Raw genomic sequence first — 16,463 nt, 5'->3', positions numbered from 1 at the left:
AGGGCTCCCGAAGCCTTCCGGTTCATCAGCCAGGCCCGGCATGTCGGCAAGGTCGCTCTGACCATGCCGGTGCCGGTGGACCCGGACGGCACCGTGCTGATCACCGGCGGTACCGGCACCCTCGGCTCGCTCCTGGCCCGCCACTTGGTCGCTGAGTACGGGGTACGGAACCTGCTGCTGACCAGCCGCACGGGCCTGGATGCGCCGGGCGCGCGAGAACTCGTCGCAGAACTACATGAGTTGGGTGCGACCGCGACCGTCGTCGCTTGTGACGCCGCCGACCGTGATCAGCTCGCCGCCCTGCTGGAGGGCCGTACGCTCACCGGTGTGGTGCATGCGGCCGGTGTCCTCGCCGACGGGCTGGTCACCTCGCTCACATCCGAGCAGCTGGCCACGGTCTGGCGGCCCAAGGCCCAGGCCGCCTTGCATCTGCACGAGCTCACCCAAGATGCGGACCTGGCCTTCTTCGCGCTGTACTCCTCCGCCTCCGGCGTCTTCGGCGGTGCCGGTCAGGCGAATTACGCAGCCGCCAACACCTTCCTCGACGCCCTCGCCCATCACCGCCGCGCGCAGGGCCTGCCCGCGACCTCCCTCGCCTGGGGCCTGTGGGAGCAGGCCAGTGCCATGACGGGCGAGCTGGACCGGGCGGATCGGCGCCGGCTGAGCCGTAGCGGGCTGGCTCCCATGTCGTCCGCGGAAGGGCTGGCCCTGTTGGACCGGGCCCTCGCATCCCCCGAGCCCGCACTCGTCCCCGCCCGCCTCGACCTCGCCGGCCTGCGCGGCGCCGACACCGTGCCGGCCGTACTGCGCGGACTCGTCCGCCCCGCGACCACCCGCCGCACCGCCGACACCACCGCCGGGGCCCGGGACGCGGGGGCGGCGCTCGCCGAGCGGCTGGCCGGGCTCGGCCGGGCCGAGCGGGAGCGGCATCTGGTGGAGCTGGTGCGCCGGAACGTCGCCGCCGTCCTCGGCCATACCTCCGGGCAGTCCGTCGACGCCGAGCGCTCCTTCAAGGAGCAGGGCTTCGACTCGCTGACGGCCGTCGAACTGCGCAACCGCCTCGGCACGGCGACCGGGCTGCGGCTGCCCACCGCGATCGTCTTCGACCATCCGACGCCCACCGCGCTCGCCGCCCATCTGCACGAGGCGCTGTTCCACGCTGCCGACGAGACGCGGACACCACCTGTTGCGGCCGTGCCGGCCACCGTGGCGGGGACGGACGAGCCGATCGCGATCGTCGGCATCGCCTGTCGCTTCCCCGGCGGTGTGGCCTCGCCCGAGGAGTTGTGGCGGCTGGTCGCCGAGGGCGTCGACACCATCGGCGCATTCCCCGCCGACCGCGGATGGGATCTGGACGGGCTCTACCACCCCGACCCCGCGCATCCCGGCACCGCCTACACCCGGCAGGGCGGATTCCTCTACGACGCGGCCGAGTTCGACCCCGATCTGTTCGGGATCTCGCCGCGCGAGGCACTGGCGATGGACCCGCAGCAGCGGTTGCTGCTGGAGACGACGTGGGAGGCCTTCGAGCGGGCGGGGCTCGCGCCGACCTCGCTGCGCGGCAGCAGGACCGGTGTGTTCGCCGGTGTGGTCGCCACCGACTACGCGGCCCGGCTGGACGAGGTGCCCGACGATGTCGAGGGCTTCCTCGGCATCGGCAACACCTCCAGCGTCGCCTCCGGCCGGCTCGCCTACACCTTCGGGCTTGAGGGCCCGGCCGTCACCGTCGACACGGCCTGCTCGTCGGCGCTGGTGGCGCTCCACCTCGCCGCGCAGTCGCTGCGCAACGGCGAATGCGACCTCGCCCTCGCGGGCGGCGTCGCCGTGATGCCGTCGCCGTACATGTTCGTGGAGTTCAGTCGGCAGCGCGGACTCGCCGCGGACGGCCGCTGCAAGGCGTTCTCGGCCGCCGCGGACGGCACCGCCTGGTCCGAGGGCGTCGGTCTGCTCGTGGTCGAGCGGCTGTCGGACGCGGTCCGCAACGGCCACCAGGTGCTGGCGGTGGTACGGGGTTCCGCCGTCAACCAGGACGGTGCGTCCAACGGCCTCACGGCGCCCAACGGTCCGTCCCAGCAACGCGTCATACGGCAGGCCCTCGCGGGCGCCGGGCTGACCCCGGCCGACGTCGACGCCCTGGAGGCGCACGGCACGGGCACCGCGCTCGGAGACCCCATCGAGGCCGACGCCCTGCTGGCCACGTACGGGCAAGGGCGTGACGCTGCACGGCCGTTGTGGCTGGGGTCGGTGAAGTCCAACATCGGGCACACCCAGGCCGCGGCCGGTGTCGCGGGCGTCATCAAAATGGTGATGGCGATGCGGGCGGGCGTACTGCCCAAGACACTGCACGCCGACGAGCCGACGCCGCATGTCGACTGGACGGCGGGCGGGGTACGGCTGCTGACCGAGGAGCGGGAGTGGCCGGCGGACGGCCGTCCGCGCCGCGCCGGGGTCTCCTCCTTCGGCATCAGCGGCACCAACGCGCACGTCATCCTGGAGCAGGCCCCGGAGCCCGCCGAGACGACGGCCCCGGCCACCGGGTCCCCCGGCACGGTCCCGTGGGTGTTCTCCGGCCGTACGGAAGGCGCCCTGCGGGCCCAGGCCGACCGGCTCGCCGCCTTCGTCGCCGACCGGCCCGGGCTGCCCGCCGACGGCATCGCGCTGTCGCTCGCCGCGACCCGGGCCGCCCTCGATCACCGGGCCGTCGTCCTCGCCGACGACAGTGCCGGCTTCGGCCGGGGGCTCGCGGCCGTCGCCGCGGGGGGCCGTGCGCCCGAGGCCGTCACCGGTGTCGCCGGGTCCGACGGTGCCGTCGCCGTCCTGTTCACCGGGCAGGGCAGCCAACGCGCCGGTATGGGACGGGAGTTGTACGCCGCCTATCCGGCGTTCGCGCGGGCCCTCGACACCGTGTGCGAGGCGCTGGACGCCCACCTCGAACGGCCACTGCGTGAGGTGCTGTTCGCGGAGCCGGGCAGCGCGGAGGCGGCGCTGCTGGACCGTACCGGCTGGGCGCAGCCTGCCCTGTTCGCCGTCGAGGTGGCTCTCTACCGGCTGGTCGAGCAGTGGGGCGTGCGCCCCGACTACGTGGCCGGGCACTCCATCGGCGAGCTGGCCGCCGCCCATGTCGCCGGGGTCCTCTCGCTGCCCGACGCCGCCGCGCTGGTCACGGCGCGCGGACGGCTGATGCAGGCGATGCCGGAGGGCGGGGCCATGCTGTCCGTGCGGGCGGGCGAGGACGAGGTCCGCGAGACGCTGGCCGGACGCGAGGCCGTCGTGAGCGTGGCCGCCGTCAACGGCCCGGCGTCCGTGGTGATCGCCGGGGACCGGGAGGCCGTCGCCGAACTCGACGCCCTCTGGCGCGAGCGGGGCCGCAAGACCACGTACCTGCGGGTCAGCCACGCCTTCCACTCCCCGCACATGGACGGCATGCTCGCGGAGTTCGGGACCGTCGCCGCCGGATTGGAGTACGCCGAGCCCCGCATCCCGGTCGTCTCCAACGTCACCGGCGCGGGCGCGGCGCCGGGCGAGCTGGGCACCGCCGCGTACTGGGTCCGGCACGTTCGCGAGGCCGTCCGCTTCCGCGACGGTGTGCGCTGGCTGCGCGACCAGGGCGTGACCACCTTCCTGGAACTGGGCCCCGACGGGGTGCTGACGGCCATGGCCGACGAGTGCCTCAACGAGCCCGGCGCGGGGGAGTCCGCCGCGCATGCGTCAGCCGCCCACCAGCCCGGCGTGCACGAGTCCGCCGCGCATGAGTCGGCCTCCCCCGCCGTCCACGAGCCCGCGACAGGCGCCGTACCCCCCGCGCTGCTGCTCTCCGCCCTGCGCAAGGACCAGCCGGAACCGCACACGCTGCTGCGCGCCCTCGCCCGCCTGTACGTCCACGGTGGGACCGTCGACTGGACCGCGCTCCACGAAGGCGGCGCCGCCCGCCGCGTGGAGTTGCCCACCTATCCGTTCCAGCGCTCCCGGTTCTGGCTGGAGTCCGCCCGCACCGGGACCACCAAGGCCGACGCCGTGGACGCCCGGTTCTGGGAACTGGTCGAGAACCAGGATGCGACGGGTCTCGCCGCCGCCCTGGACCTCGACACCGGCACCGGCGACGGCGCCCCCGGCCTCGACGCGCTGCTGCCCGCCCTCGCCTCCTGGCGGCGCGGCGAGCGGGACCGGTCCACCCTGGATGCCTGGCGCTACCGGACGGTGTGGAAGCCCGTCACGGTCCTCGGCTCCGGCCGCCTCGACGGCACCTGGCTCGCCGTACTCCCGGCCGACGACGGTACGTCCGACACGACATGGCCCCGCCTGTCCGACGCCCTGCGCGCCCTGGGCGCCGATGTCGTCGAACTCCGCCTCGAAGCGGGTGCCTTGGAACTGGGCGCCGAGCACGTGGCCGGGCTGCTGCGGGACGCCACCCCCCAGGGCGCCTCCGGAGTGCTCTCCCTCCTCCCCGGCGCCCACGGGCTCGGTGCCACCCTCACCCTGCTCCAGGCGCACGTGGCCGCCGGTCTCGACGCCCCGCTGTGGTGCGTCACCCGAGGGGCCGTCGCCGTCACCCCCGACGAGCGGATCACCGACCCCGCCCTCGCACAGGTCTGGGGCCTCGGCCGGGTCTTCGGTCTGGAGCACCCCTCGCTCTGGGGCGGCCTGGTCGACCTCCCGGCCGAGGCCGACGAGCGGGCCGCGTCCCGCCTCGCCGCCGTCCTGGCCGGCACCGACGGCGAGGACGAGTGCGCCGTCCGCGCCTCCGGAACCTTCCTGCGCCGCCTCGCCCGCGCCGCCACCACCGGCTCCCGGTCCGGTACCGAGTGGAAGCCCGGCGGCACGGTCCTGATCACCGGCGGCACCGGCGGCCTCGGCGCGCACATCGCGCGCTGGCTGGCGCGGAACGGCGCCGAGGATCTCGTACTGACGAGCCGCCGCGGCCCCGACGCGCCCGGCGCCGCCGAACTCGCCGCCGAACTGACCGCCCTCGGCGCCCAGGTCTCCGTCGTCGCCTGCGACATCGCCGACCGGGACGCCGTCGCCGGGCTCCTCGACACGCTGCCGGGACGCCGTCCGCTGAGCACGGTCGTCCACGCGGCCGGCATCGGCCACTTCACGGCCGTACCGGAGCTGACCCAGGAGGAACTCGCGGACGTGCTGGCCGCCAAGGCGGACGGCGCGGACCACCTCGACGCCCTCCTCGGCGACCGGGACCTGGACGCCTTCGTGCTCTTCTCCTCCATCGCCGGTGTGTGGGGCAGCGGACGGCAGGCCGGGTACGCGGCCGCCAACGCCCACCTCGACGCCCTCGCCCAGGACCGGCGTGCCCGCGGCCTCGCCGCCACCGCCGTCGCCTGGGGCGCCTGGGCCGACGGCGGCATGGCCGACGGCGAGATGACGGCCCACCTCGAACGGCGCGGCATCCGCACGATGCGGCCCGAACTGGCCGTCGCCGCCCTCCAGCAGGCGCTCGACCGGGGCGACACCACCGTCACCGTCGCCGACGTCGACTGGGAACGCTTCGTCCCCGCCTACACCGCCACCCGGCACCGCCCACTCGTCAGTGAACTACCCGACGCACAGCCGTACTTGGCGAGCCCGGAGGGCGCCCCGGCCGACGCCGCCGACAGCGACCTCGCCCGCAAGCTCGCCGGACTCGCCCCCGAGGAGCAGGAACACCTGCTCACCGAGACCGTCCTCACCGAGGTGGCCGCCGTCCTCGGCCACAGCGGCACCGCGAACCTCCAGCCCGCGCGCGCCTTCAAGGACCTCGGCTTCGACTCGCTGACCGCCGTCGAACTGCGCGACCGGCTCACCACCGCCACCGGGCTGCGGCTGCCGTCCACCCTGATCTTCGACCACCCGACGCCCACCGCCCTCACCGCCCACCTGCGCGGCGAACTCCTCGGCGCCACCGCCGACGCGACCCCGGCCGCCCCCACGACGGCGGCGGCTCCCGACGAGCCGATCGCGATCGTCGGCATGGCCTGCCACTACCCGGGCGGGGTCACCTCGCCGGAGGACCTGTGGCGGCTGGTCGCCGGGGAAGGCGATGCCATCGGCGCCTTCCCCGCCGACCGCGGCTGGGACGTCGACGCCCTGTACGACCCCGAGGGGCGCCGCCCCGGCACCTCGTACGTCCGGGAAGGCGGCTTCCTCCACGACGTCGCCGGGTTCGACGCCGAGTTCTTCGGGATCTCGCCGCGTGAGGCGCTCGCCATGGATCCGCAGCAGCGGCTGCTGCTGGAGCTGTCCTGGCAAGCCCTGGAACGCGCCGGACTGCCCCCGACCGGGCTGCACGGCTCCGCGACCGGCATGTTCGTCGGCTCCAACGGCCAGGACTACGCCACCCTCCTGGGCCGCGCGGCCGAAGCCGTCGCCGGATACCAGGCAACCGGCAGCGCCGCCGCCGTCGTCTCCGGCCGCGTCGCCTACGCCCTCGGCCTCGAAGGCCCCGCGGTCACCGTCGACACCGCCTGCTCCTCCTCGCTCGTCGCCCTGCACATGGCCGTCCAGTCGCTGCGCACCGGCGAATGCGAACTGGCGCTCGCGGCCGGGGTCACCATCATGTCCACGCCCGCTCCCTTCGTGGAGTTCAGCCGCCAGCGCGGCCTCGCCGCCGACGCCCGCTGCAAGCCCTTCGCCGAATCGGCCGACGGCACCGGCTGGTCGGAGGGCGCCGGTGTGCTCGTGGTCGAGCGGCTGTCGGACGCGGTCCGCAACGGCCACCAGGTGCTGGCGGTGGTCCGCGGCTCCGCCATCAACCAGGACGGCGCCTCCAACGGCCTCACCGCGCCCAACGGTCCGTCCCAGCAGCGCGTCATCCGCCAGGCACTCGCGAGCGCCGGACTCACCCCCGCCGACGTCGACGCCGTCGAGGCGCACGGGACGGGTACGACGCTCGGCGACCCGATCGAGGCGCAGGCGCTCCTGGCCACCTACGGACGGGCCCGGGACGCCGAACAGCCGCTCTGGCTCGGCTCGGTGAAGTCCAACATCGGCCACACCCAGGCCGCCGCCGGTGTCGCCGGGGTGATCAAGATGGTGATGGCGATGCGGGCGGGCGTCCTGCCGCCGTCCCGCCACGCCGGGGAGCCCACCAGCCACGTCGACTGGTCCGACGGCACCGTCGCCCTGCTCGACCGGGCGGTGCCCTGGACCGAGGGCCGCACGGGACCGCGCCGCGCCGGTGTCTCCGCGTTCGGCATGTCGGGCACGAACGCCCACGTCATCCTGGAGGAAGCCCCGCCGGGCACCGCGTCCGCCCACCCCGTGGTCGTCGCCGGGCCCGCCGGGCTGTCCGGTTCACCCGTCCTCCCGTTGGCCGTCTCGGCCCGTACCGCCGAGGCCCTGGCCGCCCAGGCCGCCCAGATCGCGGACGTGGTGGCAGCGGGAACGGACCCGGCAGACACCGGCTGGAGCCTGCTCACCACGCGCTCCGCGCTGGAGCACCGCGCGGTGGTGTGGGGCGCCGAGGCGGACCAACTGACCGAAGCCCTGCGGGCGCTGGCCTCGGGCACGGCCTCCGCGCACGCCGTCACCGGCACCGCCCCCGACACGGGCGGCGGAGCTGTCTTCGTCTTCCCCGGACAGGGGGCGCAGTGGCTGGGGATGGGGCGGGGGCTGCTGGAGTCCTCGCCGGTGTTCGCGACACGGATCAGCGAGTGTCAGGCCGCGCTCGGGCCGCACGTCGACTGGTCGTTGACCGATGTGCTGAAGGGCGACGACGACGCCTGGATGGAACGGGTGGACATGGTCCAGCCGGTGCTGTGGGCGGTCATGGTGTCGCTCGCCGCGGTGTGGGAATCGTTCGGGGTGACTCCGGCGGCCGTCATCGGTCACTCGCAGGGGGAGATCGCCGCCGCGGCGGTGGTCGGTGCCCTGAGCCTGGAGGACGCGGCCCGGGTGGTCGCCCTTCGGTCCGCCGCGATCCGGGACGAACTCGCCGGTCGCGGCGGCATGTTGTCGCTGGCGACCGGCCATGAGCAGACGGCGGAGTGGGTGTCGCCGTACGGCGAGCGGGTGTCCATCGCCGTCTACAACGGCCCGGACGCCACGGTCGTCGCAGGTGATCCGGAAGCCCTGGACGAGATTGCCTCGGCGGCGGAGGCCGCCGGTGTCCGTGCCCGGCGGGTGCCTGTGGACTACGCCTCGCACTCCGCGCACGTCGAGGACATCAAGGCCAAGCTCCTCGACGTCCTCGCGCCAGTGACGCCGCGGGCCTCCCGCATCCCGGTGATCTCCACCGTCGCCGGCGGCGTGCTGGACACGACGAGCATGGACGCCTCGTACTGGTACGAAGGCCTTCGGCGGCCGGTGCGCTTCACCGAAGCGGTCCAAGTGGCGCTGGCACACGGTTACTTCCGTCTCATCGAAGTCAGCGCCCACCCCGTCCTCGCCATGGGCGTGCAGGCCATCGCGGAGGCGGTGGAGCAGCCGGTCACCGTCGTCGGCACCCTGCGCCGGGACGAGGACGACAGCGCCCGCTTCCTGGCGAGCGCCGCCGAACTGTGGGTCAACGGCACCGACATCGACTGGTCCGCCGTCTACGCCGGGCGCCCCGTCGCCCGCGTCGACCTGCCCCCGTACGCCTTCCAGCACCAGCGCTACTGGCTGGAGCCCAGCGACGACACCGCGGCCGACACCGGCCGCGGCGGCGCCCTGGACTCGGCGTTCTGGGAGGCCGTCGAGAGCCAGGACATGGACGCTCTCTCCGGTGCGCTCGCCCTCAACGGCCGGCGGGACGCCTGGCGGGAGGTGCTGCCTGAGCTCGCCTCCTGGCGGCGCCGGCACCGTGAGCTTTCCACCGTGGACGGGTGGCGCTACAAGGTCGCCTGGAAGCAGCAGTCCGACCCCGCCGCACCGGCCGCGCTGTCCGGCCGCTGGCTGCACCTCACCCCCGAGGGTCCCGGCGACGACTGGCGCACCGGTCTCACCGGGCTGCTCACCGAGCGCGGAGCCGACGTCGTGACCGTGCCCGTGCCGGTCGCCGGCGCGGACCGCGGGCTGCTGGCACGGCTGTTGACCGAGGCGGTCGGTGCGGAGGGGGTGACCGGGGTGCTGTCCACCCTGGCGCTGGCCGACGAACGGCCCGCCGACGGGCAGCCGGCGGTCGCCGAGGGCGTGGCCGCCACCCTTGCGTTGATCCAGGCGGTCACCGACACCGGGCTGTCCGCCCGCGTCTGGTGCGTCACCCGCGGCGCCGTCGCCACCGGCTACGGCGACGAGATCACCCACCCCGTCCAGGCCGAGGTCTGGGGCATGGGCCGGGTCGCCGCGCTCGAACTGCCCCAGCAGTGGGGCGGCCTCCTCGATCTGCCCGCCGATCTCGACGACGAGCGGGTACGCCGCCGGATCGCGGCCGTGCTCGCCCAGCGCGACACGATCGAGCACGACCAGGTCGCCATCCGGCCCGCCGGTCTCCTCGCCCGCCGGATGGTGCCCGCCCCGCTGCCCGCCGACGCGCCGGTACGGGACTGGAAGCCGCGCGGCACGACCCTCGTCACCGGGGGCACCGGCCTGCTCGGCGGCATCCTCGCCCGCTGGCTCGCCCGCAACGGGGCCGAACACCTCGTCCTCACCAGCAGGCGGGGCCCCGACGCCCCCGGCGCCGCCGAACTGCAAGCACAACTGGAGGAGTTGGGCGCCAAGGTCACCATCGCGGCCTGCGATGTCACCGACCGCGCCGCACTCGCCTCACTCATCGGCGGACTGGACGCGGCCGGCGACGGCATCCGTGCCGTCTTCCACACCGCCGTCCGCTACGAGCTCGGCGCCCTCGCCGACACCACCCTCGACCAGTACGCCAACGTCATCGACGCCAAGATCACCGGTGCGCGCATGCTCGCCGAACTGCTCGGCGATCGGGAGCTGGACGCCTTCGTCGTCTACTCGTCCGTCGCCGCGCTCTGGGGCAGCGGCGACCACGGCGCCTACTCCGCGGCCAACGCCCACCTCGACGCCTGGGCGCAGGGGCAGCGGGCCCGCGGGGTGCCGGTCACCGCCGTCGCCTGGGGCATCTGGGACGCCGTCAACGAGTGGGACAGCCAGGACGCCGCCGAACGGCCCGTCCTCAACCGGCGCGCCCAGCGCCAGGGCCTGCCCCTCATCGACCCCGAACTCGCCCTCACCGCCTTCCAGCAGGTCCTCGACCACGACGAGGTCAACATCGCCGTCGCCGACATCGACTGGGAACGCTTCACCCAGCTCTTCACCCACGCCCGGAACACCCACTTCCTGGACGACCTCCCGGGGGCCCGGCTCCACCTCCCCACCCCCGCACAGACCGCCCCCGCCCCCGACGCGGGTACCTCCGAGCTCCGCGCCCGCCTGCGCGCCCTGCCCGCCGGCGAACAGGAGCGTGAGCTGCTGGAGCTGGTACGGAGCCAGGCGGCGGCCGTCCTCGGCCACAGCGGCCCGGAGACCATCGAACCGGCCCGCGTCTTCCGCGACCTCGGCTTCGACTCCCTGACCGCCGTCGAACTGCGCAACCGGCTCGGCGCCGCCACCGGCCTCGCCCTGCCCACCACCCTCGTCTTCGAACACCCCACCGCCACCGCCGTCGTCGCCCTGCTCCGCGAGGAGATGGCACTCGACGGCGACACCCCGGGCAGCGGAGACGTCCTCACCGAACTCGGACGGCTGGAGGAGGCGCTGGCCGCGGCCACCCCCGACACCGACACCCGCCTCAAGCTCACCCGGCAGCTCCAGACCCTGCTGCTGCGGCTGAACGACGACGGAACAACCGGCACCACCCCCACCGGCACCGACACCACCGACGAAGGGGACCTCGAAGCGGCGACCGCCGACGAGATGTTCGCACTGATCGACCGCGAATTCGGTACCTCCTGACACCCGCTCCGGCCCGACCACCCAGCAACTGTGGAGATGTCGACGATGGCGCAGAACGAAGCGAAGCTCCTCGAATACCTCAAGCGGGTGACCACCGACCTGCGCCAGACCCAGAACCGCCTGGCCGCCGTGGAGGAGAAGGACCGCGAGCCGATCGCCGTCGTCGGCATGGCCTGCCGCTACCCGGGCGGCATCGCCTCGCCCGAGCAGCTGTGGCAGCTCGTCGCCGAAGGCGGCGACGCCATCGGTGCCCTCCCCGCCAACCGTGACTGGGACCTGGACAACCTCTACGACCCGGACCCCGACCGGCACGGCAAGAGCTACGTCCGCGAGGGCGGCTTCCTCTACGACGCCGACCGCTTCGACGCCGCCCTGTTCGGGATCTCACCGCGCGAGGCGGTGGCCATGGACCCGCAGCAGCGGATCCTGCTCGAGGTCGTGTGGGAGGCCTTCGAGCGGACCGGGATCCCCGTCACCTCCCTGCGCTCCACCGCCACCGGGGTCTTCGTCGGCTGCAACCCGCTCGACTACCGCACCGGCATCCACCAGGTCCCCGAGGGCATCGAGGGCCACCTCGTCACCGGCAGCGCAAGCAGCATCGTCTCCGGCCGGATCGCCTACACCTTCGGTCTCGAAGGGCCCGCCGTCACCCTGGACACCGCCTGCTCCTCCTCGCTGACCGCCCTCCACCTCGCCGCGCAGTCGCTGCGCAGCGAGGAGTGCGCTCTCGCGGTCGCCGCGGGCGTCGCCATCATGTCCACCTCCGACGAGTTCAGCGGCTGGAGCCGCCAGCGCGGGCTCGCCGCCGACGGCCGCTGCAAGGCCTTCGCCGCCGACGCCAACGGCATGGGCCTGTCCGAGGGCGCCGGCGTCCTCGTCCTGGAGCGGCTCTCCGACGCCCGCCGCAACGGCCACCGGGTGCTGGCGGTCGTCCGCGGCTCCGCCCTCAACCAGGACGGCGCCTCCAACGGTCTGACCGCCCCCAGCGGCCCGGCCCAGCAGCGCGTCATCCGCCAAGCGCTCCTGAACTGCCGCCTCAACCCGGCGGACGTGGACGCCGTCGAGGCACACGGCACCGGCACCCCGCTGGGCGACCCCATCGAGGCGCGGGCCCTGCTCGCGACCTACGGCCAGGGCCGGGACCCCGACCGTCCGCTGCTGCTGGGGTCCATCAAGTCCAACATCGGCCATGCGCAGGCCGCGGCCGGTATGGCGGGCGTGATCAAAATGGTGATGGCGATGCGGGCGGGCGTACTGCCCAGGACCCTGCACGTCGACGAGCCCACCCCGCACGTCGACTGGTCCGCCGGAAGCGTCCGCCTCCTCACCGAGCCGACCCCCTGGCCCGTGACGGGCCGGCCCCGGCGCTCCGCCGTCTCCGCGTTCGGCATCAGCGGGACGAACGTGCACGTGGTGCTGGAGGAGAGCCTGGAAGAGCCGGTCGAGCCGTCAGCCGCCCCCGCTCGGGCGGGCGGCGTGCTGCCGTGGGTGCTGTCGGCGGGCTCGGCGGAGGCGCTGGTGGCGCAGGCCGGGCGGCTGTCGGGAGCGGTCGCGGAGCTTGATCCGGTGGATGTCGGGTGGTCGCTGGCGACCGGGCGGGCCGAGCTGGGACATCGGGCGGTGGTGTGGGGGCGGGACCGGGAGGAGCTCACGGCGGGGCTGGCCGCCGTGGAGTCCTCCGGCGGAACGGCGGACGGTCGCCTCGCGGTGCTGTTCACCGGCCAGGGGTCCCAGCGGGCCCGGATGGGCGCCGAACTGGCCGCCGAATTCCCGGTGTTCGCGCGAGCCTTGGAGGAGGTGTGTGCCGGGTTCGAAGGGCTGCTGCCGGGATCGCTGGTCGAGGCGCTGTCGGACGAGACGGGCGGGCTGCTGGACCGGACGGTGTTCACGCAGGCCGGGCTGTTCGCGGTCGAGGTCGCCCTCTACCGGCTGGCGGAGTCCTGGGGCGTGTGCCCCGACTTCCTGATGGGGCATTCCGTCGGTGAGCTGGTCGCCGCACACGTGGCGGGGGTGTTCTCGCTGGAGGACGCCTGCCGGCTCGTCGCGGCCCGCGGAGGGCTGATGGACGCGCTGCCCAAGGGCGGGGCGATGCTCGCGGTGCGCTCGGGCACGGCCGAGGTGCGCGACGTCCTCGCCACCCTCGGCAACGCGGTCGACGTGGCGGCGGTCAACGGGCCGACGTCGGTGGTGGTGTCGGGCTCGGTGTCGGACGTCGAGGCGGTGCGCGAGCGGTTCGACCTGGCCGGCATCAAGACACGGCGGCTGACCGTCTCGCACGCCTTCCACTCCTCGCTGATGGAGCCGATGCTGGGCGAGTTCGAGCAGGTCGCCGCCGAGGTCGCGTACGCCGAGCCGCGCATACCCGTCGTCTCGAACGTGACGGGTCGGGTCGCGGGGGAGGAGATCCGCACCCCCGAGTACTGGGTGCGGCACGTCCGGGAGTCCGTGCGGTTCGCGGACGGCATGGCGTGGCTGGCCGGAGCCGGGGTGAGCAAGTTCCTGGAGCTGGGCCCGGACGCCACGCTCACCGCCATGGGCGCCGAGAACGCGGAAGGCCTGTTCGTCCCGGCCACGCGCCGCGGCCACGGCGAGGTGGAGACGTTCACGCAGGCCGTGTCCCGGCTGTGGGCCAGCGGCGTCGACGTCGACTGGGCCGCCCACTTCACCGGACGCGACCCGCACCCCGTCGACCTGCCCACGTACGCCTTCCAGCGCGAGCGCTACTGGCTCCAGGTCCACAGCGGCTCCGGCGACCCCACCGGACTCGGTCTCGCCGCGGCCGGGCACCCCTTGCTGGGCGCGGCCGTGAGCCTCGCCGCGGACGGCGGTGCCGTGCTGACCGGCCGCCTCTCCACCCGGACCCACCCCTGGCTCGCCGACCACGCCGTCGCCGGAACGGTCCTCTTCCCCGGCACCGGATTCGTGGAGCTGGCGATCCGCGCCGGTGACGAGACCGGCTGCGGCCACCTGCGCGAACTGACCCTCCAGGCGCCCCTGGTCCTGCCCGGTCAGGGCGGTGTCCAGGTCCAGGTCGTCGTCGGCGCCGCCGACCAGGACGGACAGCGCACCCTGACCGTCCACTCCCGCCCCGAGGACGCCGGCCCGGACGCACCCTGGACCACGCACGCCGAAGGCATCCTGACCGGCGCCCAGGACACGCCCCCCGCCGACCTCACGGCCTGGCCGCCGGACGGCGCCGAGCCGGTCGACGTCACCGGCTTCTACACCGCCGCCGAGACCGCCGGTTACGGATACGGCCCCGCCTTCCAGGGCATGACCGCCGCCTGGCGCAGGGGAGAGGAGGTCTACGCCGAGATCACGCTGCCCGAACCCGTCCACGCCGACGCCGACGCCTACGGCCTGCACCCCGCCCTCCTCGACGCGGCCCTGCACCCGCTCGGCATCCTCGCCGACGCCGAGACCCACACCATCCGCCTGCCCTTCGCCTGGCGGGACGTCACCCTGCACGCCGCCGGAGCCGGACAGCTCCGCGTGGCCCTCACCCCCGGCGGCCCCGACGGCACCTCCCCGGCCGTCACCGTCGCCGACCCGACCGGCCGCCCGGTCCTCACCGCCGCCTCCCTCACCCTGCGCCCGCTGCGCCCCGACCAGCTCCCGGCCGCCCCCGCCCACGGCGACCGCCTCTTCCGCCTCGACTGGCAGCCCCTCGACACGACCGTGCCCGAGACGCCGCACGACGAGGCCTGGGCGATCCTCGGCCCCGACCCGCTGGCCCTCGCCGCGGGCCTCCAGTACGCCGGTACGACCGTCTCCGCGTACCCGGACCTGGCCGCGCTGACCGCCGTACTCGACGCGGGCGTCCCCGCGCCCCCCGTGGTGCTGCTCTCCTGCGCCGCCCCCGGCGGCCCGGCCGCGCACGACGCCGAGGCCGCGCACGACGCCGTCCGGACCACCCTCGCCACCCTGCGCGCATGGCTCGCCGACGCCCGGCTCGCCGAGACCCGCCTGGTCGTCGTCACCGCCGGCGCCGTCGCCACCCGTACCGGCGAGGACGTCACCGACCTCGCCCACGCCCCCCTGTGGGGCCTGATACGCACCGCCCAGACCGAACACCCCGACCGCTTCCTCCTGGTGGACGCCGACGACGCCACCGCGGCGGAACCCGAGCTGCTGGCCGAGGCCGTACGAGCCGCCCTGGCCGCGGGTGAGCCGCAGGCCGCCCTGCGCGGCGAGCGCGTCCTCGTCCCCCGCCTCGCCCGCTGGACCCCGACCGGCACCGACGACAGCACCACCCTCTGGCGCACCGACGGCACCGTGCTCATCACCGGCGGCACGGGCACGCTCGGCACCCTCGTCGCCCGCCACCTCGCCGGGCAACACGGCGTCCGCAGACTCCTCCTGACCAGCCGCTCCGGCGACAACTCCCCCGGGGCGGACGCCCTCGTGGCCGACCTGGCCCGGCTCGGCACCGACGCCGAGATCATCGCCTGCGACGTCGCCGACCCCGCGGACCTGGCCACCCTCCTCGACAAGATCCCCGCCGAGTATCCGCTGACCGCGGTCGTCCACGCCGCCGGAGTCGTCGACGACGCCGTCCTGACCGCCCTCACCCCCGACCAGGTGCAGGCCGTGCTGCGCCCCAAACTGGACGCCGCCCTCACCCTGCACCACCTCACCCGCGAACTCGACCTCTCCGCGTTCGTCCTGTTCTCCTCCACCGCGAGCGTCTTCGGCGGCCCCGGCCAGGCCAACTACGCCGCCGGGAACGCCTTCCTGGACGCGCTCGCCCACCACCGCCGCGCCCACGGCCTGCCCGCCACCTCCGTCGCCTGGGGCCTGTGGGGCGAGACCAGCGGGATGACCGGCCGACTCGACCGGGCCGACCTGGACCGCATCACCCGCTCCGGGCTCGCCCCGCTCTCCTCCCCGGCGGCCCTCGCCCTCCTCGACACGGCGGGTGCGAGCGACGACGCCCTCCTCGTCGCCGTCGAGATCACCATGGCCACCCTGCGACGGAACGCCCAGGCCGGCATGGTGCCCCCCATCCTCGGCGGCATCGTCCCCGCCTCGCCCCGGCGCGCCTCCGCCCGGGCCGCCGACCCGGGCGGCCCGAGCCTCGCCCGGCAACTGGCGGGCAAGAACGCCAAGGAACGCCTCGCCCTCTTCCAGGAGCTGGTCCGCGGCCATGTGGCCGACGTGCTCGCCCACGGCAGCTCCGTCGAGGTCGCCGTCGACGCCGACCGCGACTTCAACGACCTCGGCTTCGACTCGCTCACCGCCGTCGAACTGCGCAACCGGCTCGGTGCCGTGACCGGACTGCGCCTGCCCACCAGCCTCGTCTTCGACTACCCCAGCCCCCGCGCGCTCGCCGCCCACCTCGACAGCCGACTCGCCCCCGAGGACGAGGGGCACACCACCGCCCTCGGCGAACTGGAGCGGCTGGAGGCGGCCCTGGCCGCCGCCCCGCCCACCGCCCGGGGCCGCTCCGCGCTCCTCAAGCGCCTCCAGTCACTGGTCTGGCGACTGGAGGCCACCGACGAGGACGACAACCCCGAAGCATCCGACGGCACCCCCCTGGGCGCCGGACCGCAAGCCACCGCAGCCCTCGACACCGCCACCGACGACGAGATGTTCGCCCTGATCAACAAGGAACTCGGCCTCGGCTGACCACC

At 74.7% G+C, this 16,463-nt stretch carries 2 protein-coding genes; both read left to right on the top strand.

Annotated elements, in window-relative coordinates; all coding sequences use genetic code 11:
• Positions 1 to 69: 69 nt before the first annotated feature.
• The gene (locus tag M8H82_RS21890) at positions 70 to 10,830 is read left to right on the top strand and encodes a type I polyketide synthase (protein WP_308293269.1); all 10,761 of its coding nucleotides are present in this window, start codon (positions 70 to 72) and stop codon (positions 10,828 to 10,830) included.
• 30 nt (positions 10,831 to 10,860) lie between these two features.
• Positions 10,861 to 16,458, top strand: a complete 5,598-nt coding sequence (locus M8H82_RS21885) for a type I polyketide synthase (RefSeq protein ID WP_374211684.1) — start codon at positions 10,861 to 10,863, stop codon at positions 16,456 to 16,458.
• Positions 16,459 to 16,463: the final 5 nt, after the last annotated feature.

The organism is Streptomyces sp. YS415, assembly GCF_023544665.1.
Lineage (GTDB): Bacteria > Actinomycetota > Actinomycetes > Streptomycetales > Streptomycetaceae > Streptomyces.
The sequence above is the reverse complement of the archived record's forward strand: the minus strand, read 5'-3'. Positions and strand labels throughout refer to the sequence as shown.